21 protein-coding genes and 3 pseudogenes are annotated in these 19,030 nt (G+C 70.1%); 8 read left to right on the forward strand and 16 right to left on the reverse strand.

Features of this window, described 5'->3' with window-relative positions:
- Positions 1-95: 95 nt before the first annotated feature.
- From H5J30_RS03910 to hemL, 9 genes are all read right to left on the reverse strand, one after another.
- Complete coding sequence (locus tag H5J30_RS03910; RefSeq protein WP_181785739.1) at positions 96-887, reverse strand: phytanoyl-CoA dioxygenase family protein; 792 nt, start codon at positions 885-887, stop codon at positions 96-98.
- A gap of 72 nt (positions 888-959) precedes the next feature.
- Complete coding sequence (locus H5J30_RS03915) at positions 960-1,253, reverse strand: hypothetical protein (RefSeq protein ID WP_181785740.1); 294 nt, start codon at positions 1,251-1,253, stop codon at positions 960-962.
- Positions 1,254-1,258: 5 nt separating this feature from the next.
- A complete protein-coding gene (locus H5J30_RS03920) occupies positions 1,259-1,618 on the reverse strand; it encodes a cupin domain-containing protein (protein ID WP_181785741.1) in 360 nt (119 codons plus the stop codon).
- A gap of 86 nt (positions 1,619-1,704) precedes the next feature.
- Positions 1,705-2,802 (reverse strand): c-type cytochrome biogenesis protein CcsB, encoded by a 1,098-nt coding sequence (gene ccsB / locus H5J30_RS03925; protein WP_181785742.1) that lies wholly within the window; start codon positions 2,800-2,802, stop codon positions 1,705-1,707.
- A complete protein-coding gene (resB, locus tag H5J30_RS03930; RefSeq protein ID WP_181785743.1) occupies positions 2,799-4,715 on the reverse strand; it encodes a cytochrome c biogenesis protein ResB in 1,917 nt (638 codons plus the stop codon). Before resB ends, ccsB begins: the two co-directional genes overlap by 4 nt.
- 3 nt (positions 4,716-4,718) lie before the next feature.
- Positions 4,719-5,474: a cytochrome c biogenesis CcdA family protein gene (locus H5J30_RS03935; RefSeq protein ID WP_181785744.1), complete on the reverse strand. Its 756-nt coding sequence runs from the start codon at positions 5,472-5,474 to the stop codon at positions 4,719-4,721.
- Between the two features lie 9 nt (positions 5,475-5,483).
- Positions 5,484-6,083: a TlpA family protein disulfide reductase gene (locus H5J30_RS03940; protein WP_181785745.1), complete on the reverse strand. Its 600-nt coding sequence runs from the start codon at positions 6,081-6,083 to the stop codon at positions 5,484-5,486.
- A gap of 129 nt (positions 6,084-6,212) precedes the next feature.
- A complete protein-coding gene (locus H5J30_RS03945; RefSeq protein ID WP_309505424.1) occupies positions 6,213-6,923 on the reverse strand; it encodes a histidine phosphatase family protein in 711 nt (236 codons plus the stop codon).
- Between the two features lies 1 nt (position 6,924).
- Positions 6,925-8,283 (reverse strand): glutamate-1-semialdehyde 2,1-aminomutase, encoded by a 1,359-nt coding sequence (gene hemL, locus H5J30_RS03950; protein WP_181785747.1) that lies wholly within the window; start codon positions 8,281-8,283, stop codon positions 6,925-6,927.
- A 204-nt stretch (positions 8,284-8,487) separates the two neighbouring features.
- Between hemL and H5J30_RS03955 the strand changes: the two genes are divergently transcribed.
- On the forward strand, positions 8,488-8,970 hold the full coding sequence (locus H5J30_RS03955) for a hypothetical protein (protein ID WP_018841948.1): 483 nt from the start codon (positions 8,488-8,490) through the stop codon (positions 8,968-8,970).
- Positions 8,971-9,037: 67 nt separating this feature from the next.
- Here H5J30_RS03955 and H5J30_RS37390 read toward each other — a convergent pair whose 3' ends face one another.
- The 3 genes from H5J30_RS37390 to H5J30_RS03965 form a co-directional block, all read right to left on the reverse strand.
- Positions 9,038-9,181: a hypothetical protein gene (locus H5J30_RS37390; RefSeq protein WP_309505425.1), complete on the reverse strand. Its 144-nt coding sequence runs from the start codon at positions 9,179-9,181 to the stop codon at positions 9,038-9,040.
- 168 nt (positions 9,182-9,349) lie between these two features.
- Positions 9,350-10,090, reverse strand: a complete 741-nt coding sequence (locus H5J30_RS03960; RefSeq protein WP_309505426.1) for a site-specific integrase — start codon at positions 10,088-10,090, stop codon at positions 9,350-9,352.
- 52 nt (positions 10,091-10,142) lie between these two features.
- Positions 10,143-10,937: a helix-turn-helix domain-containing protein gene (locus H5J30_RS03965; RefSeq protein ID WP_181785748.1), complete on the reverse strand. Its 795-nt coding sequence runs from the start codon at positions 10,935-10,937 to the stop codon at positions 10,143-10,145.
- Between the two features lie 185 nt (positions 10,938-11,122).
- Between H5J30_RS03965 and H5J30_RS03970 the strand changes: the two genes are divergently transcribed.
- The 4 genes and pseudogenes from H5J30_RS03970 to H5J30_RS03975 all read left to right on the forward strand — a co-directional run bounded on the left by H5J30_RS03970 (position 11,123) and on the right by H5J30_RS03975 (position 12,925).
- Positions 11,123-12,064: an SDR family NAD(P)-dependent oxidoreductase gene (locus H5J30_RS03970; protein WP_220188509.1), complete on the forward strand. Its 942-nt coding sequence runs from the start codon at positions 11,123-11,125 to the stop codon at positions 12,062-12,064.
- A gap of 224 nt (positions 12,065-12,288) precedes the next feature.
- Positions 12,289-12,559, forward strand: a pseudogene (locus H5J30_RS37780) (Tn3 family transposase); the annotation flags it as partial.
- A pseudogene (locus tag H5J30_RS37785) lies at positions 12,533-12,610 on the forward strand (hypothetical protein); the annotation flags it as partial. The pseudogenes H5J30_RS37780 and H5J30_RS37785, both read left to right, overlap by 27 nt.
- Positions 12,611-12,655: 45 nt before the next feature.
- The gene (locus H5J30_RS03975) at positions 12,656-12,925 is read left to right on the forward strand and encodes a Tn3 family transposase (protein WP_445194934.1); all 270 of its coding nucleotides are present in this window, start codon (positions 12,656-12,658) and stop codon (positions 12,923-12,925) included.
- Between the two features lie 115 nt (positions 12,926-13,040).
- Here the strand turns inward: H5J30_RS03975 and H5J30_RS03980 are convergent, their stop codons facing one another.
- Positions 13,041-14,237, reverse strand: coding sequence for a PP2C family protein-serine/threonine phosphatase (locus H5J30_RS03980; protein ID WP_181785749.1), 1,197 nt, complete (start codon positions 14,235-14,237; stop codon positions 13,041-13,043).
- Between the two features lie 290 nt (positions 14,238-14,527).
- Between H5J30_RS03980 and H5J30_RS03985 the strand changes: the two are divergent.
- Positions 14,528-14,881: pseudogene (locus H5J30_RS03985) on the forward strand (IS5/IS1182 family transposase); the annotation flags it as partial.
- Positions 14,882-14,961: 80 nt separating this feature from the next.
- Here the strand turns inward: H5J30_RS03985 and H5J30_RS03990 are convergent.
- From H5J30_RS03990 to H5J30_RS35920, 3 genes are all read right to left on the reverse strand, one after another.
- A complete protein-coding gene (locus tag H5J30_RS03990) occupies positions 14,962-15,552 on the reverse strand; it encodes a hypothetical protein (RefSeq protein WP_181785750.1) in 591 nt (196 codons plus the stop codon).
- Positions 15,553-16,074: 522 nt separating this feature from the next.
- Positions 16,075-16,383: a hypothetical protein gene (locus H5J30_RS03995; RefSeq protein ID WP_181785751.1), complete on the reverse strand. Its 309-nt coding sequence runs from the start codon at positions 16,381-16,383 to the stop codon at positions 16,075-16,077.
- Between the two features lie 199 nt (positions 16,384-16,582).
- Positions 16,583-16,789 (reverse strand): hypothetical protein, encoded by a 207-nt coding sequence (locus H5J30_RS35920; RefSeq protein ID WP_220188514.1) that lies wholly within the window; start codon positions 16,787-16,789, stop codon positions 16,583-16,585.
- Between the two features lie 256 nt (positions 16,790-17,045).
- Between H5J30_RS35920 and H5J30_RS04005 the strand changes: the two genes are divergently transcribed.
- Both H5J30_RS04005 and H5J30_RS04010 read left to right on the forward strand, forming a co-directional pair.
- Positions 17,046-17,939 (forward strand): phosphorothioated DNA-binding restriction endonuclease, encoded by an 894-nt coding sequence (locus H5J30_RS04005; protein WP_181785752.1) that lies wholly within the window; start codon positions 17,046-17,048, stop codon positions 17,937-17,939.
- Positions 17,940-18,051: 112 nt separating this feature from the next.
- Positions 18,052-18,837, forward strand: coding sequence for a DUF5995 family protein (locus H5J30_RS04010; protein WP_181785753.1), 786 nt, complete (start codon positions 18,052-18,054; stop codon positions 18,835-18,837).
- Positions 18,838-19,030 lie beyond the last annotated feature (193 nt).

The following is a 19,030-nucleotide window of genomic DNA, read 5'->3' on the forward strand; positions in this document are numbered from 1 at the left end:
GCCCGGAGCTGTGGCCGCGGGACGCCGCGGAGGGGGCCGACGGCTGACCGGAGCCCGTCGCAGAGCCCGTCCCGCAGCCCGTCACAGAGTCCGTGTCAGAGTCCGTCGTGGTCGTGCCAGTGCTCCTGCCAGCGCCAGTCGATGGGCTGGTCGGCACGCTGGTAGCGGATGTCGGTCGACAGCCGGTACGTGTCCGCGGTGTTGTCCAGCGAGGCGTGCACCATGTGCGCCGAGTGGACCACCATGTCGCCGGCCGCGTAGTCCGCGACGAGCCACCGCGCGTCGTACTCCTCCGCCAGCGCCGGCAGGTCGGCCGTGAGCGAGGCGGCGGGGCGCTTGAGCGTGCCCGCCGCCTCCTCCGCGAGGACCCGCACGTGGCTGGCCTCCAGGTACACCAGGCCGCCCAGTTCCACCGGGCAGTCGCCGAGCGGGATCCACGAGCTGAGCACCCGGTCCGTACCCCCGCGGAGGTACACCAGGTCGTAGTGCGCCTGCGTAGCCGTGCCGACGCCGGCCTCGCCCGGCCGGGTGTGGCGCAGGATCTTGCGCCGGTGCAGGAACGTCTCGCCGCCGAGGAACCAGGCGTACCAGTCCCGCACCGCGGGCTGCGCGCAGAACTCCGCGTACTCCGGCCCCGGCACGACCCGCCCGAAGAGCGCGGCGCGCTGCTCGCCGCGGGGCCGCTCGGGGTCGACGTGCGCGAAGTAGTGGCGGCGGAAGTCCCGTACGCCGTCGGGGTCGAGCGCCCCGCGCAGCCACAGGTACCCCTCCCGCCGCAGCCGCTCCCACAGCGCCTCGCGGTCCGCGCGCTCGGCGTCGGGCACGGGGCGCAGCTCACCGAGGCGGCGGGGGGACTCGTCGAGGACGTAGCCGTTGGAGGTGACCATGGCCCCAGGATGACCGCGGGGGGCCGTCCGGGGCCAGAGGCCGTCGCCCGTTCCGCCGGGCGCGTACGGGAGTCAGGAGCGGTCGTCCACGACTTCCAGGTTCACGAACCTGGGCTCGGTGCTGCACAGCTCGCGGAAGCGCTCCGCGGTGCGTTTGGTTTCCGGCAGGTCGTTGTTGACCATCGCCTGCTCGTACGACGGGAATTCGACGATGTCCACGTAATGCCGGCTGTCGCCCCGGTCCTGCGTGTGGATTTCCCGCGACATCGTGCGCTTGCCCTCCGTCGCGCGCATCCAGTCGTCCATGGCGCGGTCCATTTCCTCGCCGCGCTCGGTCTCGTACTCGATGAGCTGCACGAACGTCATCGTCCTCAGCTTCCCTTCGCGTACTCGGTCGCCATGGCGCCGGCGAAGTCGTAGAGGATGACCTGTTCGTCGCCCACGACCCAGGCGTCGTGCCCCGGCGGGCAGACGAAAGCGTCGCCGGCCTGCACCTCGGACTCCTGGCCGCTGTCCATGAGGATGTGCATGCGGCCCTGAACGACGTATCCGTTGTGGTGCACCATGCAGGTGTCGGTACCCGCCAGGGGTTTCACCGACTCCGACCAGCGCCAGCCCGGGTCGAAAGTGGCGACCGCGAAATCCAGGCCGGTCATGTGCACCGCTTCGAGGTGACCGCGCGGGAAGTCGCGTCGTTCGTCCGGCTTCTCGATGGTCTTTACTTCCAGCATCGCGATACCTCCCTCCTTCACCCTTCCAGTGTGCGCTTCACGCGGGGAGGGCGGCAAAAGAGGAGGGAGGTACGCGGGCGGCGCGCCTATACGCCGGAGTAGGAGTGCAGGCCGTCGACGAACATGTTGACGCCGTAGTAATTGAAGAGGAAGCACAGGAACGCGACGATCGCCAGGTACGCGGCCTTGCGGCCCTTCCACCCGGCCGTGGCGCGGGCGTGCAGGTAGCAGGCGTACGCGACCCAGGTGATGAACGACCAGACCTCCTTGGGGTCCCAGCCCCAGTAGCGGCCCCAGGCACTCTCCGCCCAGATCGCGCCCGCCACGATGGTGAAGGTCCAGAACGGGAAGACCGCCGCGTTCACCCGGTACGCGAACTTGTCCAGCGACGACGCCGCCGGCAGCCGGCTCAGCACCGAGTGCGCGAACGAACCGGGCTGCTGGCCCTTCGGGTCCGCGAGCTTCGCCTCGTAGCGGTCGCGGAAGAGGTAGAGGATCGTCGAGACCGCGCCGAGGTAGAACAGCGCCCCGCAGGCGATGGCGAGCGAGACGTGGATCCACAGCCAGTACGAGTCGAGCGCGGGCACCAGCTGGTCGCTGTCGGTGTAGAGCACCGACACCGCCAGGCCCAGGTCGAGCAGGACCGTCGTGACCAGCGGCAGGCCCATCCAGCGGATGTTCTTGCGGGCCGCCAGGAAGCCGAGGTACGCGGCCACCGCGACCATGGAGAAGGTCGTGGAGAACTCGTACATGTTGCCCCACGGCGCCCGCTGCACCGACAGGGCGCGCGTCAGCACCCCGGCCGCGTGCAGCGCGAAGGCCAGCACCGTGAGGGAGACGGCGATGCGGCCGTACATGTCGCCCTGCTCGTCGCCGCCCGCGGCGCCCGGCCCGTCGGGTACGTCCGCGCTGCCGGAGGCGGCCCGGGTGACGACCTTCGGGCGCTCCAGCACGGCGGTGCCGCCGCCGCGCTTCTTGACCGTGACGGACACGGCGGGCGCGTCCGCGCCGGTCGCCTGCCGCGGGGTGAGCGCGGCGGCGGTCGTGGCCACCCGGCTACGGCTGCCGAAGACCCACTCCCCGACATGCGCGAAGAAGGCGAGGGCGTAGACGGCCATCGCCGAGTAGATGAGGACGTTGCTGATGTCCGCAAGGTTCTGGTCGGTCGCGGCAGCGATGTTCACGCGCGCGCTCCTTCATCGGGCTTGGCTTCGGGCCCTTCGGGCTCGTCGGGTTCGTCGGACTCGGACTCTGCTGACGTGGCTTCCGTGCCTGCCGCGGCTTTCGGGGCTTCGGCGGCTTCGGACTCTACGGACTTCGTACGGGCCGCCGCGGACCCACCCCCGGCCGCGCCGGACTTGTCCCCGGAGCGGTCGGCGCCCCCGGTGTCGGCGTCGTCGGCGTCGGTGTCGGCGCCCCCGGCGTCCGTGTCGCTGTCGGCGTCGTCGGCCACCGCCGGCGGCCCGTCCGTCTGCAGCGCCACCGCCAGGTCCGCCAGCTCCTCCGGCAGCCGGGCGCTCTCGCTGCGCCCCAGCCCCGCCATCTCCACGACGGTGCGGCCGTCCGCCCCCGCCGACGTACGCAGCCACACGCGCCGGCGCTGGATGAACAGCGACCCGGCGAGGCCGACGATCGCGAAGATGGACCCGCCCAGCGCCCAGTAGTTGCCGGGCTGCTGGGAGACCTGGAAGCTGGCCCAGCGCTCCAGCCGCTCGAACTTCAGCGACCCCGCCCCGTTCGGCAGCGTGAACGTGTCACCGGGCCGCAGCGCCTTCTTCAGCGGCTCGCCCTTCTTGTCCTTGAACTGCGTCAGCCGCTCGGTGTCGAGCTGGTACACGTTCTGCGGCACGCCGGCATTCAAGCCGAGGTCGCCGCGGTAGGCGTTGAGGAACAGCGCCGGATACTCGGGCCCCGGGAACTGCGAGACCATGCCCTCCTTGCTGTACCCGCCGAAGGTCGGGGTGAAGAAGCCCTGGAAGGCGATCTGCGTCTTCTTGCCGTTCTCGTCCCGGTAGGCGGGGACCTTGATCGCGCCGGTGGACGTGTGGTTGCCGTCCTGCGGCAGGAACGCGACCGGGCCCTTGAAGGCCACGTCGCCCTGGCCGTCGCGGACCGTGACGACGGGCGCGTAGCCGTGGCCGATGAGGAAGATCTTGGTGTCGTCGATCTGGAGCGGGTGGTTGACCTCGACGCGGGACTTGTGCTGCTCGCCCGCCGCGCCCTTCCACCAGGTCAGATCGGCGTAGAACTCGCGCGCCGTGCCGCGCTGCGGCCCGTCCTTCTCGAACGTCGCCGTGAAGTCGTTCAGCGTGAAGCCGAACGAGTCGAGGTCGGCGCCGAACGTGGAGTCCTGGAAGTCGTCGTACTGCGTGAGGGTGTTGGCGAAGCCGTCGCCCTCGACGATCAGCTTGCCGCCCTCGACGCGGAAGAGGTTCCCGGCCGCGAAGGCGACGAGGAGGACGAAGAGCGCGATGTGGAACAGCAGGTTGCCGGCCTCGCGCAGGTAGCCCTTCTCGGCGGAGATCGCGCCCTCGTCGCCGTCCGGGGCCGCGGCGAAGCGGAACCGGCGGCGCCGGAAGATCCGCTCCGCGGCCTCGCGCACCTCGGCCGCGTCGGCCCCGGTCTCCCAGGTGGTGTACGCGGGCAGCCGGGTCAGGTTGCGCGGGGCGCGCGGCGGGCGGGCGCGGAGCTGGCCGACGAACTGCCAGGAGCGCGGGATGATGCAGCCGGCGAGCGAGACGAACAGCAGGATGTAGATCGCCGAGAACCACACCGAGCTGTAGACGTCGAAGAGCTGGAGCTTGTCGTAGAGCGGCGCCAGCGTCCCGTGCCGCTCGCGGAACTGCGTGACGGCGATCTCGTCGACCGAGTTCTGCGGGATGAGCGAGCCCGGAATGGCGCCGAGCGACAGCAGGAACAGCAGTATCAGCGCCACCCGCATCGACGTGAGCTGCCGCCAGAACCAGCGCGCCCAGGCCACCAGCTCGCGGCCGAACGAGCCGCCCTGCGGCAGCGGGCTCTGCGGCGAGTCGTCGACCGGGGCCGTGGACAACTGGGACGCGGCGGCGGTCAGCTCGCGCTCGTCGGTCGTGGTCATGGCTCAGATCCCCACAGTGAAGTTCGACGTCCAGACCTGCATCTCGTTGATGATGCGGTCCCAGGCGCCCGTGAGTAGCAGGATGCCGGTCACGACGAGCATGCCGCCGCCGATTCGCATGACCCACACATAGTGCCGCTTGACCCAGGCGAACGCCCCGAGCGCACGCCGGAAGGCGACGGCGGCGACGATGAACGGCAGCCCCAGGCCCAGGCAGTACGCCACCGTCAGCAGCGCGCCGCGGCCGGCGCTGGCCTCCTGCGTGGACAGCGCGAGCACCGACATCAGCGTCGGCCCGATGCACGGCGTCCAGCCGATGCCGAAGACCATGCCGAGCATCGGCGCCCCGGCGAGCCCCACCGCGGGCCGCTTGTGGAGCCGGAACTCCCGCTGCGTGAACCCCCCGAGGGTGCGGCCCAGTATCCCCATGAACGTCAGCCCGAGCAGTATCGTCAGGCCGCCGACCACCTTGGAGATCGTCTCCCGGTGCTCCAGCAGGTTGTTGCCGACGCTGCCGAAGAACGCGCCCGTCGAGACGAAGACCGCGGTGAAGCCGAGGACGAAGAGCCCGGCGCCCGCGGCCATCCGGCCGCGGCGGGCGTTCTCCAGGTCGGCGCCGCCGACCCCGGTGACGTAGCTGAGGTAGCCGGGGACGAGCGGCAGCACGCACGGGGAGAAGAAGGACACCAGGCCGCCGAGCAGCGCGACCGGCAGGGCCAGCAGCAGGGCCCCGGTCATCACTGTCTGGTTCGGCTCCATGGTGTTACGTCACTTCTCCTCGATGACCGGTTCGAGCGCCTTGCTCAGCTCCTCCTCGGAGAGCGGCTTGAGGGCCCGTACGGCGATCTTCCCCTCCCGGTCGAGGATGAGCGTGGAGGGGATGGCCTGCGGCGACAGGCTGTTCTTCGGGAACTTCAGGATCAGCTTGCCGGACGGGTCGTACAGGCTCGGGTACTCGATGCCGTGGTTGCGGTCGAACGCCTGGGCATTGGCCACGTCGAGGTCGCGGGTGTTGATGCCGACGAACTGCACGCCGCGGTCGGCGGTGTCCTCGGAGACCTTGCGCAGGTTCGGTGCCTCGGCGATGCAGGGGGCGCACCAGGAGCCCCACACGTTGAGGACGACGACCTTGCCCCGGTAGTCGGAGAGCGCGAGCTGCTCGCCGTCGGTGGTCTCGCCCGAGATGTCCGGTGCGGCGAGCCGTTCGCTCGCCTTGACCACGGTGAGCTGGCCGGTGCCGCTGACGAACTGGGTGTTGCCACCGGACGACGTCGCGTCCTCGCCGCACGCGGTCAGCGCCAGCGCGCCGGCGACGGCCGCGGCGGCGGCCGCGAGGGTCCGGCGGTGGAGCCTCCTCGCAGAAATCATGTGAAAAGTTTCGCATGGCCCGGAGGGGGATCTTCTCCACCCCCCTTTAGCGCCGCGCGGCGGTGGAGAGGGGCTGTTCAGGGTGCTGCTCCGGGTGTGCGTACGGGGCCGGGCCCGGCCCTTCGCGCGCTACGCCCGGGGGGCGTTGGCGGCCGGTCCGCGGATGGCGCCGCGGCCGAACCTGCGCTGCGCCCCGGCGAGCAGGTGCGGCGGCACCAGGTCGCGGGCGGGCTCGCTGTAGCCGACGGAGACGATGTCGTCGCCGGCGAACGTGAACGACGTCAGCGACGCCAGCGTGCACTGCCGCGACCGCGGGTCGTGCCACAGCCGCCGCCCCTCGGCGAAGCTGCGCAGGATCCAGATGGGCAGCTGGTGGCTGACGCAGACGGCCTCGTGGCCGCGGGCGGCCTCCCGCGCGGACTGCACGGCGCCCATCATCCGTACGACCTGCTCGATGTACGGCTCGCCCCAGGAGGGGCGGAGGGGGTTGGTGAAGTACTTCCAGTTCGCCGGCTTGCGCAGCGCGCCGTCGCCGACGCCGAACGCCTTGCCCTCGAAGACGTTGGCCGCCTCGATGAGCCGGGCGTCGGTGGCGACCTCCAGGCCGTGCGCCTTCGCGACGGGCGCGGCGGTCTCCTGCGCGCGCTCCAGCGGGGAGGCGACGACGTGCCGTACGTCGCGCGTGGCGAGGTGCTCCGCCACGCGCTCGGCCATCCGCCGGCCCAGGTCGGAGAGGTGGTAGCCGGGGTTGCGGCCGTAGAGGACACCGTCCGGGTTGTGGACCTCACCATGGCGTACCACGTGCACGACGGTGAGATTCTCTTCATCTTTACCGCGCATGTCAGCCATTTTGGACGCCTTGCTCTCCGCCCGCCGACCCGCCCCCGGCTTCGGCCGCGGCGCGTGCGGCGACGGGCAGCGCGGCGGCGATCCGCTCCACCGCACCCTCGTCCAGGGCCGTGGAGACGAACCAGCACTCGAAGGCGGACGGCGGCAGGTACACGCCCTCGGCGAGCATGGCGTGGAAGAAGGCCGTGAACTGCTCCGTACGCTGCGCCTTCGCGCCCTCGTAGTCGGTGACGGGGGAGCCGGAGTCGGTGAAGAAGACGGAGAACATGTTGCTCGCCGCCTGCACCCGGTGCGCCACCCCCTCCTTGGCCAGCGCCTCCGTGACGAGCTGCCGGAGCCGCGCCGAGACGGCATCCAGGCGCGCGTACGCCGCGTCGTCCAGGAGCCGCAGCTGCGCGAGCCCGGCGGCGGTGGCGACGGGGTTACCGGAGAGCGTGCCCGCCTGGTACACCGGCCCCGCGGGCGCGAGCCGCTCCATGACGTCCGCCCGGCCGCCGAACGCGGCGGCGGGGAAGCCGCCGCCCATGACCTTGCCGAAGGTCATCAGGTCCGGCGTCACACCGTCGACGCCGTACCAGCCGGCCCTGGAGGTACGGAAGCCGGTCATCACCTCGTCGGACACGTACAGCGCGCCGTACTCGGCGCACAGGTCCTTCAGACCCTGGTTGAAACCGGGCAGCGGCGGCACCGCACCCATGTTCCCCGGGGACGCCTCGGTGATCACGCAGGCGATGTCGCCGGGGTGCTCTTCGAACGCCGCGCGGACGGCTGCCAAATCGTTATACGGCAGCACGAGCGTCTCGCCGGCCTGCGCGCCGGTGACCCCGGGCGTGTCCGGCAGCCCCAGGGTGGCCACCCCGGAGCCGGCCGCGGCGAGCAGCGCGTCGACGTGCCCGTGGTAGCAGCCGGCGAACTTCACGACCTTCGCCCGCCCCGTGAACCCCCGCGCCAGCCGGATCGCCGACATCGTCGCCTCGGTGCCGGAGGAGACGAGTCGTACCTGCTCAGCGGGGGTGACACGGGACGCGATCTCCTCCGCGAGCGCCACCTCACCGGCCCCCGGAGTACCGAACGACGTCCCACGCGCCACGGCCTCCTGCACCGCGGCGGTCACCTCCGGGTGCGCGTGGCCGAGGATCATCGGTCCCCACGAACAGACGAGGTCGACGTACTCGCGGCCGTCGGCATCCGTCAGGTACGGACCCTTCCCCGACACCATGAACCGGGGCGTACCGCCCACGGCACGGAACGCACGCACCGGAGAGTTCACGCCGCCGGGCGTCACGGCGGCCGCACGGTCGAAGAGCTTCTGCGAGACTGGAGCCTGGTACGGATAAGTCACGCAAGCCATGGTCTCAGAGTCGCAAGGCGACCCGCGTCGGGGTGTTTCGCGGGCCCGCTGCTGGGGAGGTAGCTGAGACGATGATCGGGTTGCGCGGCGGGGGCAGTGCACATCTGAGAGCAGTCGGGTGGAGATATGCATCGCGGTGGCGAACTGGGCGAGGGGACCGATGACCGAGGGCCCCGGCGCGCCAGGTCGGGACGCCATCGCCGGGTGAACCACGGCGGCGAGGGCGTGAACAAGAACGACGGCCGGTCGGGCGGCGTGACGTACAAGTACTTCGGCGCGCCCGACGGCGCGACGGCGGCCCGCGTGCCGATCTCCATGCGCCCGGAGGAACTCGGCGGCGACGAACTCGGCCAGGGCGGCCTCTTCGCCAAGGTGAAGCCCGAGACGATGTCCGCCATGGTGCTCACCGGCATCGAGGGCATACCGCTCCACAAGGTCCCGCCCCTCGAACTCGTCGTCCTCCACCCCGACTACGCGGTGGTCCGCCTCCCCATGACGGTCGTCGACCCCCTCCGCGGCATCGGCGAGGAAGAAGTCGGCGCCGCCGCCTTCATCTGGTCCACGGTCCCCGACCGCGGCGGCCCCCGCGACGCCTTCGACGTCTACCGGATGCTCCACGAATGGCAGGAGTTCGCCGACCGCCTCCACGAGGCCGGCCACCAGCCGTACTGTCTGGTCTGGCCCTGACCTGCGACTTTACGGTGTCGTGAAACCGATCGTACGAGGCAGCTCGGAGAGCCTGCCGGGGCGGTGATCAGGCCGCCAGGGTGCATTGAGGGCACATGCCGGAGTGATCTTCGGGGGATGTGCCCTCTGCCGCGTCGGCCTCGCCCTTGCCGGCGCCGTCGCCCAAGACGGCGTCGATCGCTTGCCGGGTACGGGCCTCGCTCTGCGGCATGAGGTGGGTGTAGGTCCGCAGCGCGAAGCCGGGGTCGGAGTGCCGCGCTCGCGGGGAGGGATGACCTCGGCGGCGACGAGCGCACGTTTCCAGTTGCCCTGGTTGAAGACGCTCGGGTTGTAGGCGTTGCCCTTGGCATCCGTGACGATCAACCGGTGGGTCTGCGGCTCACCGTCGGGCGTGGCCCAGGGCAGGGCGACGTCGGTTGCGGGGAACTTCTTCAGGCACCGTTTCAGCACCTTGGCCGGTTCGCCGGGCAGGGGCCACGGAGCGAATCCGATCGCCCTTCGGCAGAGCAAAGACCTTCTTGCGGTCGGGGAGAGCGGAGATCACTGCCTGGACCCGGTCGAGCGACCACGGAGTCACAGGCTTCTTGTCGTGCTTGGGCAGCTTCACGGCACTGGACCGGCACGGGTTCCGAGCCAGGAGACCGTCCTCGACGGCCGCGTCCAGCATGCCCACCAGGACGTCGTGGACACAGCCGATGCTGGACGCCTCTAGCCCGGCGGCCTGCACCTTCTTGATCCAGCCCTGGATACTCGACGGCCGGGTCAGGTTGCGGACCTCGTGCCCGCCGAGGTGCGGAACGACGTGGTTCCGGATTTCCCGCTCGTACCGCTCGTACGTCGTCGGCCCCGCTGTTACGGCCGCGAGCCACTGCTCGGCGTACTTGGCGAGCGTGATCTTCCCGGCCGAGGGGGTGACGTAGACGCAGCGCTGCAAGTCGTTCTCGACCTCAGCGGCACGGGCGTCGGCCTTGGCCTTGATCTCGTAGTTCTCTTTGCGCTGGGCACCGTTGAGGTCGCGGTAGCGGACCTGCCAGCGCTTGCCGCTGCTGCCCTTGGCCCTCGCGGCCCGCGGCCCGTCGTAGGTACCGCCGCTGCGGTGGTGTGTCGACCCGTCCGCCAACTCGTTGGCCGGACCGACCCGAGTCACCGGCGCCGGGGCGTGGTGTTGGGGGTCAGGTGTTGTGGGGGGTGAAGAGCATGACCCAGTGGTCGTTCTCGGGGTCGTGGAGCATTTCGCTGTCGAAGGTGAGCGGGCCCTTTGCCGGGTGGTTGACGTGTTTCATCGCGGAACTCCAGGTCCCGATCTCCCCCTTCTGCCAGTGGCGGTCGAACTCGGGGTTGCGTGTCGAGAGTTCGCGGAACAGGTTGCGGAGATACTCGTCTTCCGGATAGTGGCTGAGTGCTTTGCGGAGTTCGGCGGTGGCCACCCGGGCTAGTTGTTCTGCCCCTTCGTTCCCGAGTACTTTGTCGATTCCCGTCGCGGTGAAGGCCCGGTAGGCGATGTTGCGGCCGTAGGGTCCGTCGTCGAAGAGGGGCCCGAACAGGTCCGCGGCGGCGGTGTTGAAAGCGAGCATGTCGAGCCGGCCGTCGTGGATGGTGACCGGCATGACGTCGTTCAGGCCGTCGAGTAGCTGCTGGAGGCCGGGGCGGATCTCGGTGGCGGGTGCCCGTGATGGCGGGGGGCGCTCGCGGGCGAGGCGAAAGAGGTGGTCTCGTTCGGCGTTCGAGAGCCGGAACGCTCGGGCCAGTGCGGTGAGGATCTCCCGCGACGGGCGGGCGGCGCGGCCCTGTTCGAGGCGGGTGTAGTACTCGACCGAGATGCCCGCGATGTCGGCGAGTTCCTGACGTCGCAGACCCGGGACACGCCGGTGGGACAGAGGGGAGGCTCCGGGCCGGTCCCGGGGCACCATCTGGGAGCGGTGGTGACGTAGGTACTCGCCCAGACCTGACCGCTCATCTCCCCGCATGGATTCATTGTCCCTCCCCGTGCGGCGAGCTTCCGGTCGGAGAGTGGCCCTGTGGGTACCAGGCTCGAAGCGATCTCCCTGACCGTCGGAGGCTGCGTCAGGGTCGTTGGTGACGCAGAACGCGGACGTCGACGCGGGTCGACGCCACCGCCAGCACCCCCGCCCCAAGCCCAGGAGACTCCCCCGTGACCGCAGCCAACCGATCTCTGATCATGACCGGCGCCACCCGAGGGATCGGACTGGAGGCCGCACGGGACGTGCTCAGCCGCCGCCCCGACACCCACCTGGTCGTTCTCGGACGGGCCCCCTCCGCAGCCGAGATACTGCCGGGCCTGCGGGAGATCTCCCCACACGTCTCACACGTCGACATCGATCTGGCGAGCAAGGCCGGCGTCGCCGCCGCCGGCGCGCGCCTGGAAGACCTCCTCGACTCCGGCGCCCTGCCTCCGCTGTGGGGCCTGGTCTTCAACGCGGGTGTGCACCTCTCCAACGCATTGGAGGCCACGGTCGACGGTTACGAGCGGACCTTCGCCGTGAACGTCATGTCCACCCACCAGCTCCTGCGGCAACTCCACCCCCACCTTCACCCACCGGCCCGCATCGTCGTCACGGTCAGCGACGCCCACTTCGGCGACCTCCGACACACCGGAGGAACCATGCCCTCGCCCCGGTGGGCCATCCCGGACATCTCCCGACCCGGAGCGTTCAACCGCTCCGGGAACGTCCGAGCCGGCCGCCGTGCCTACGTGACCAGCAAACTCGGCGGCATATACCTGGTCCACGAGTGGTCCCGCCGCCTGCCCGAAGGCGTCGACATCATCGCCTACAACCCCAGCCTCGTCATCGGAACCGGACTCGCCCGAGAAACCGGCGGCGCGTTCCCCTTCCTGATGAGGAGAATCGTCCCGATACTGGCGGCCACGCCCCTGGTAGACACACCCGCCCCCGCGGGCAAGAAACTCGCCGACGTCATCCTCGGCGCCACCCCCGCCCCGACCGGCGCCTACGTCCACCGAACCAAAGTCATGCCGTCTTCCACCGAGTCCTACAACCCCGACCGCGAACACGCCCTCTGGAACTGGCTGGAGCAAGTCCCACGGGAACAGACCCCACGAACAACCAACTGACAAGCCGACAAGGGGGCTACTGGTGCGCTCTCGTATTCAGCTGTCGCCGGTTCCCCGCGGAACCCAGCCCGCTGGTGACCTGGTGTGACCCCCTGGGGCGTATCGGCTCCAGGTTCCGCCGGTCTCGTTGCGGAGTCGGCTGGTGGTTTTGTCGTGGTAGCCGAGAGCGTCCGCTACGACGGGGGCTGCCAGTTCGAGTAACTGCTGGCGGAGGGAAGAACCGCGGGCAGCAGCCGCTGGGATCCCGATCGGACTCGAAGAAGTTCGGGCCCTGGTCCAGCAACTTCATGACCGAGTACTACGCCCGCTACGGCGACAACGGCGTGATGATCTACTGGCACGTCGGGAAGAAGAACGTCTGCATCTACTCCCAGCTCAAGAGCTGTTCCTCCTGCTGCGGCACTGCATGACGCCGAGATCGAGTCGAACTACGTCGACACCCACGGCGCCAGTGTGGTCGGGTTTGCGTTCTGCGAGCTGCTGAACTTCCGCCTGTACCGCCTCGGCGACGACCCGCCCGGCTGGTCGGCCCTCGGCGCCTCGCTGACCCGGCCCGTCAAGTGGGACCTGATCGCCCAGCAGTACGACCAGATGGTCAAGTACGCCACCGCGCTGCACCTGCTCCAGTCCGCTCTGGTGCACGTCAACACGCTGCCGCTCCAGCAGGTACTGGCCGAGCCGAAGTGGGCAACGAGGCTCACCGACGAGGTCCGGCGCGGCCTGACCGCGCTGTTCTGGTCCAACGTCAACCCGTACGGCACCTTCCGCCTGCAGATGGACACCCGACTCGATCTCGCCGGGCCCGCTTCCGTGCCGCGCCCCCATACGCCGCCGGCCGGCGCCACCCGCGCTACGTGGTGAGGTCGAGGAAGGCGGCGACGGGGCGGCCCTGGCGGTGGGCGGCCAGCGCTGAGCACAGTGTCGATCTTCCCGGCTGCCGTTGCGGGCGGCGTCGGCCGTTGGTGCCGTTGGCTGTTCAGGCAGGGGGTCGGGTGGCGGTGGGGTGCGGGCCGGTGAGGGCCCCCGGGCCGGCGCAGGCGTGGGGGCGGTGGGCTGCGAGCAGTGCCATGTCGTCGTCGGTGGGGCCGCCGGAGAATTCCTGTACGTCGTCGGCGAGTGTGCCCAGCAGGCGGGTGGGGCTGGGAAAGGTTCGGTCTGCCAGTCGGGCGGTCGGGTCGTAGAAGGTGCCTGAGGCGTCCCGGGCTTCGGAGAGGCCGTCGGTGTACAGCAGCAGTGTCCCGCCCCGGGGGAAGTCCCACGTGTCCGTCCGGTGGGGTGCCGGAGCCAGCCTGGACAGGCCCAGTGGCAGCCGGAACTCGTGGGGAGTGAGAGTGGTGATGCCTCCCTGGCCGTCGAGTAGCAGCGGTTCGGGGTGGCCGCAGTTGACGACGCGGACGACCCCGCGGTGGGCAGGGATCTCCACGAGAACGCAGGTGACGAAGTCTTCCACGGCATCGGCGCCGCCCCTGTCCGCCTGGTCCCGGGCGAGTGCTTCTTCCAGGCGCTGCGCCACGTCGGGCAGCGTTTTCTCGTGTTCGGAGGCTTCCCGGAAGGCGCCCAGGACGACGGCGACGGTCTCGATCGCGGTGATTCCCTTCCCGCGGACGTCGCCGATGATCAGGCGTACGCCGTGTGGTGTGGCGCGTGCGCCGTAGAGGTCGCCGCCGATGAGCGCGTCGTGCCGGGCCGCTTCGTAGCGCGCGGCCACCTGCAGGCCGGCCACGTGGCCGGGTGGGCGGGGCAGTACGGCGCGCTGGGCGGCTTCGGCCACCTCCCGTGCCGAGGCGAGTTGCTGACGTCCTCGGCGCACGATGGCGTTGAGCAGGACGGCCAGGACGGCGGCGAAGGCGATCGTGGTGAGCTGGCGCGTCGTGCTCTGCCGGTCGAACCGCCCCCACGCCACTTCTTCGACGACCTGGAGGGCCGCAGCCGCGGCGAGCGCCACGGCGCCGACGGCGATGGTCTTCCCCCGGGTGAAGAGCGGCGCGGCCATCAGCGGGGCGGACATGAAGAACGGCGAGCCGTTCAGATGAGCGGGCGTGAAGAGCTGGAAGGCGACCCCGAAAACGATCAGGAACACGGGCAGCAGGTACGCAAGCCGCCCGAGATCCGACTGCAACGGCGCGGTGGCCTGAACCGTACCTGCTGGCGGGCGGCGGACGATCCTGTTCACGTGCTCCTCCGGGTGTCCTGGTGCCTCGGGCACACACGGTCGCCGGAACGGTCCGCCCTGCTGACCTCGGCGCAGGCCGCGGGGGATGCTCCGGGGGCGCGCATGTCACGAAGCCGAACTGCGGACCCCGGTGGGAAGCGGACGGCATCGGTGTCCGAGGGTCGGCCCGAATGCCAGTCCACGACCGCAAAGCATGCTCATCTACTGTTTTGTCCCACCAATCTCTGCGCCGCTGGTGCACAGGTTGGTGGGCGCGTGCGTCCCGCGGTCCGGCGGGTGTGTGACAGCGGCTGCACGAGGTGCTGCTGGCCGAGCCGAACGCGGCCTCGCGGCTGGACTGGTCGTGTTGCGTGGTCGACGCCTCCCACGTCAGGTGGTCGAAAGGGGGGCGCACGGGCCCGTCGCCGGTCGACCGAGGCCGGGCCGATTCAAAGCACCACCTGACCGAGGGGTCGGCGCCCTCTCGCCGTCCTGCCGACCGGCGGCAATCGCAACGATGTCACCCAGTTGATCCCGATGCTCAATGCGACCCCGCCGGTTCGTGGCCGGGCAGCATCGTTCCGGCTATCGCCCGCCGCGGTGCCCGGCCCGGAACGGGACCGGGCACCTATCGGCGGGTGGTCGAGCGAATATCCGCCAAACTCGTCTGCTGACTCATCCCCACCGACAGCTCAGCTCATCGTGCCTGCCGCGGAAGTCTGCCGGCAGGGGCGGATTGGTAGCGTCAGCGGACCGCGTGGCCGATCACCTTGGCGACGACGTCGGTGATCAGAGGGCCGCACCCCTCGGGTGCGCGGCCGGTGAACTCCAGGGTGAAGCGGTCGTCGTCACCGGCGATGAACTGCAGGCTCTTGTTGACCGAGGCGAAACGAGGGCCGATGGGATTGTACGAGTCGCCCACGGGGTCTCCGGTGGGGGCAATCACCTGGGCGCTATAGGACTGTTCGCCCATGTCCTTGGCGCATGAAGGGTCGGTGTTACGAGCGTGCTTCCAGGTGATGTTGACCACGGAGTCGGTGTCCGCCTCGAACTCCTGGGAGATGCTTCCCGCTCCGATGTCGACCGCCTGGTAGGTGTACTGGGTGAGGGCGCGGCTGTAGAGGGTCACCCCGCCGCGGGCGTCGGCCCCGGCGACCTGCCAGTCGCCGATGTTCTCGCCGTCGTAGTACTCCACGACGCCTCCCGCTGGGGCGGCCGGTGCAGAAAACGTGCCGTTCTTGATGAGGTTCCCGGCGGCAGCCGCGGGGTGGACAGCGCCGGTGACGGCCAGGATGGCGGCGCCCAGCAGGGCTCCGACGGACATGCGCTTGTTCATGCCATTCCTTCATTCGTCGAGTAGATGATCCGCCATTGCCGCAATGGCAGTCGTATGGATGGGAAACACCCGCCCGGGCCACGAGAGCCGGATGGGTCGGCACCTGCGCCAACGGCAATAGGTGGCTCGGCCAGCGAACGAATCCGGAGTGGTCAGGGACGAGCGGTCCGTGCCAGCAGGTGAGGTGGTACGGCACCGACCGTGCGCAATCGGAATTGGTCCGTCTCCCAGGCAGAAGGTGTTCCCACGCGCGTTGTCACTGGGGGCTGCCGGGCCTGGGCGACGATGCCTGGCGGAGCCCATCGGCACATCGGCCGATCACGCCCGGGCTGCACCAGCGGTCGGGTATTCACGACAGGCGGTGGGGTGTAAGAGCCGGTGCTGGCCGCAGGGAGCACGCACAGGTGGATCAGAGTGGGGGTGCCGGAGCGGCCAGCAGTATCGGCTACGCGCTCGTGGCGCCAGTGGGAACGGTGGGTGCCCCTCGGCTTCTGAGCGGCACCCGCAGTTCACCTTTCGCTGTCAACTGAGGCCGAACAGCGGGTCGATGTGCCCTAGAGCCTGGCTGGAAGAATACTGTTCGTCGCCGCTGTACTCGACGGAGTAGCCGGAGATCTCCCCTTCGACTGAGGTCGTGATGTCGCTGATACTGCCATATTCCATGGTGGCCCATCCCTTGTCGTCGGTCTGCGACGTGCCGAGATGCGTACCGTGGTCGCCGACGTACCAATCGATGTCCGCGTAGGGCACCGGCTTTCCCTTGCTTGTCAGCCGGCACTTGCCGCGCCCATGCAGTCCGGAGGCGAATTTCCCCTTGATGGGTTCGGCCACCAAGGTCGTCGGCTGCTTTCCGGCCGGTGGTTGAGCGGGAGGTGTTGTCTGTGATGGCTGGTCGCCACCGGCAGGGATTCTCTTTGGCGACATGATGTCTCCACTCCATTATCGAACGCGTGTCCCGTGGTGTGTGCGAAAACAGCATCTCACGCTATGGCGCCTTTTACGTTCACGTGGGAAACGAATCGCCGACCCCCTAGCCAATCATTCCCCCCACGGAGTACATGAGGTTGTGGTGGCGCGATACAGAAGGTGACGGGTCAGAGATTCGTCGACAGCAGGCGGCGAGTTCCGGAATCCGGTCCTCGGGCAGTAACTCGATGCCCAGCGTGGCGACGCCGAGCGGAATCAGCACCGGGAAGGACATCAGCGTGCCCGCCAGGTCCTCCTGGTTGACCGGCACCCTCCGCTTTGTCCAGGGCATAGCCAGGGCACATGAGGGTCGAAAGTGCCGGTGGCCAGCCTCGACCAACTGAAGGCAGTTTCGGCTGGTCGCCGGCGAAATGGATGCATCGTCGCAGGTCAACGATCCGCCGTGATCATTGATTCCACGAATGGCAGGAATTCGCCGACCGCCTCCACGAGGCCGGTCACCAGCCGTACTGCCTGGTCTGGCTCCGAGGTCCCGCCGGGGCGTGCCCCGTCTACGATCGGCCGTCATGGACTGGCTGGAGCGGGTCGCGAAGCTGAGGCAGTGGACCAGGAGTGGGACGCGTGCGCCGCACAAGCCGCTGCTGCTCCTGTACGCCCTCGGCCGGTTCCAGGAGGACGCCGACGGGGGTTTGCGGTACACCGCGGTGGAGCGCGACCTGCAGCGGCTGCTGACCGAGTACGGCCCGCCCCACAAGACGACGCCCGCCTACCCCTTCCACCACCTGGTCAGCGACGGCGTATGGGAAGTCCGCACCGATCACGGACCGGGCAGCCCCGGCAGCAGGGTGCGGGAGCTCCGTGAGGCGGGGGCCACCGGGTGGCTTGCGGCGGAGCTGAGAGCGGCGCTGCGCCGTGAGCCGGAGTTGCTCGGCAGCTTGGTGCGGTCGCTGCTCGACTCGCACTTCCCGCCCTCCCTGCACACCGAGTTGTGCGAAGCCGTCGGGCTGGGACTGGAGCCGGCGGGCGGCGGGCGGCCCGCGGCGGTGCCCAGGCAGCGCGACCCGCGGCTGCGTGAACTGGTGCTCACCGCCTACGAGTACCGGTGTGCCTTCTGCGGGTACGACGGCAGGATCGGCGCGGTTCCGGTCGGGCTGGAGGCCGCCCACGTGCGGTGGTGGTCGTTCGGCGGGCCCGACGAGATCGACAACGGGCTGTGCCTGTGCGCGCTGCACCACAAGCTCTTCGACAAAGGGGTCCTCGGCGTGGGGGACGACCAGCGCATCCTGGTCTCCCAGCGCTTCGTCGGCCACAGCCCGGCCGCCCGCGAGTACGTCGTAGCCCTCGCGGGCCGGCCGCTCGTCGGTCCGCAGCCGGGCGCGCGCCCTGTTGCGGCGGCTCACCGCGACTGGCATATCCGCCAGGTCTTCCGCGGCGAACCGCGCCCCGCCGCGCCTGCCTGACCGCCGTCGTCAGCCCGTTCGCCGGGCCGGCGGCCCGGCCGGGTCCCCTCCCCGGTGGGCGGTGGTAGGACGGTCACGGAGGGACGAGGGCTCAGGGAAGAGGGAGTTGGGTGTGGCGGCGGAGAACATCGACGAGGTGGTGGACGGGCTCGCCGGGATCGTGCGGGACGCCCGGCGGGACGGTGATCGGGTCGGGTACTTCGCGGCGCTGTACCGGCAGGTGACCGTCGAGGTGCGGCAGGCCATCCGCGACGGGCGGTTCGACGACGGGGCCCGGATGGACCGCTTCGACACGCTCTTCGGCAACCGGTACTTCGACGCGTACGACGCATGGCGCCGCGACCGGAGCGGGCCGCGCTGCTGGCGCGAGACGTTCGGGCTGCTGGACGACGACGGGACCGTCATCGTCCAGCACCTGATCCTCGGGGTGAACGCGCACATCAACCTCGACCTCGCCGTCGCCGCCGCGCGGACCTCCCCGGGCGAGGACATCCAGTCGCTCCGGCGCGACTTCCTCCTGATCAACGACATCCTCGCCCGGGTGGTCCTGGCCGTGGAGGACTCGGTCGGCGCCCTGTCGCCGCTGCTGTCGCTGCTGGACCAGGTCGGTGCCCGTACGGACGAGCAGATCCTCGACTTCTCCGTCCGCCAGTCCCGCGAGGAGGCGTGGCACAACGCCGTCCTGCTCGCCGGCCTGAACGAGGAGCAGCGCGCGGCCACCATCGAGCGGCTCGACATCCGCGCCGCCGTGCTCGCCCGCCTGATCGCCCGCCCCGGCGGGCTCGTCCAGCCGGCGCTGCAGCTGATCCGGAGCACGGAGAGCGGCGACGTACCGGCGGTCATCGCGCATCTCGACCGGGCCATGGAACAGACCGGCGCCCGGGAGCGGACGGACTGAGTTTTCCCGCCACGCGTTGTACGCGGCCGAGGCGGCCACCGCACCGTTCCCGGCCCGTGCCCGTCATCCGTCCTCCGCGGGTCCTTCGCGGTTCCCGGCGAGGGGGGCGAAGGGCAGGGGGCAGTGCGGGTGGGCGGCGCAGGTGGCGAGGTCGTCGCAGCCGGCTTCGACGGCGGCGGCGAGGGTCGTACGG

The organism is Streptomyces phytophilus, from assembly GCF_013870535.1.
GTDB lineage: Bacteria > Actinomycetota > Actinomycetes > Streptomycetales > Streptomycetaceae > Streptomyces > Streptomyces phytophilus.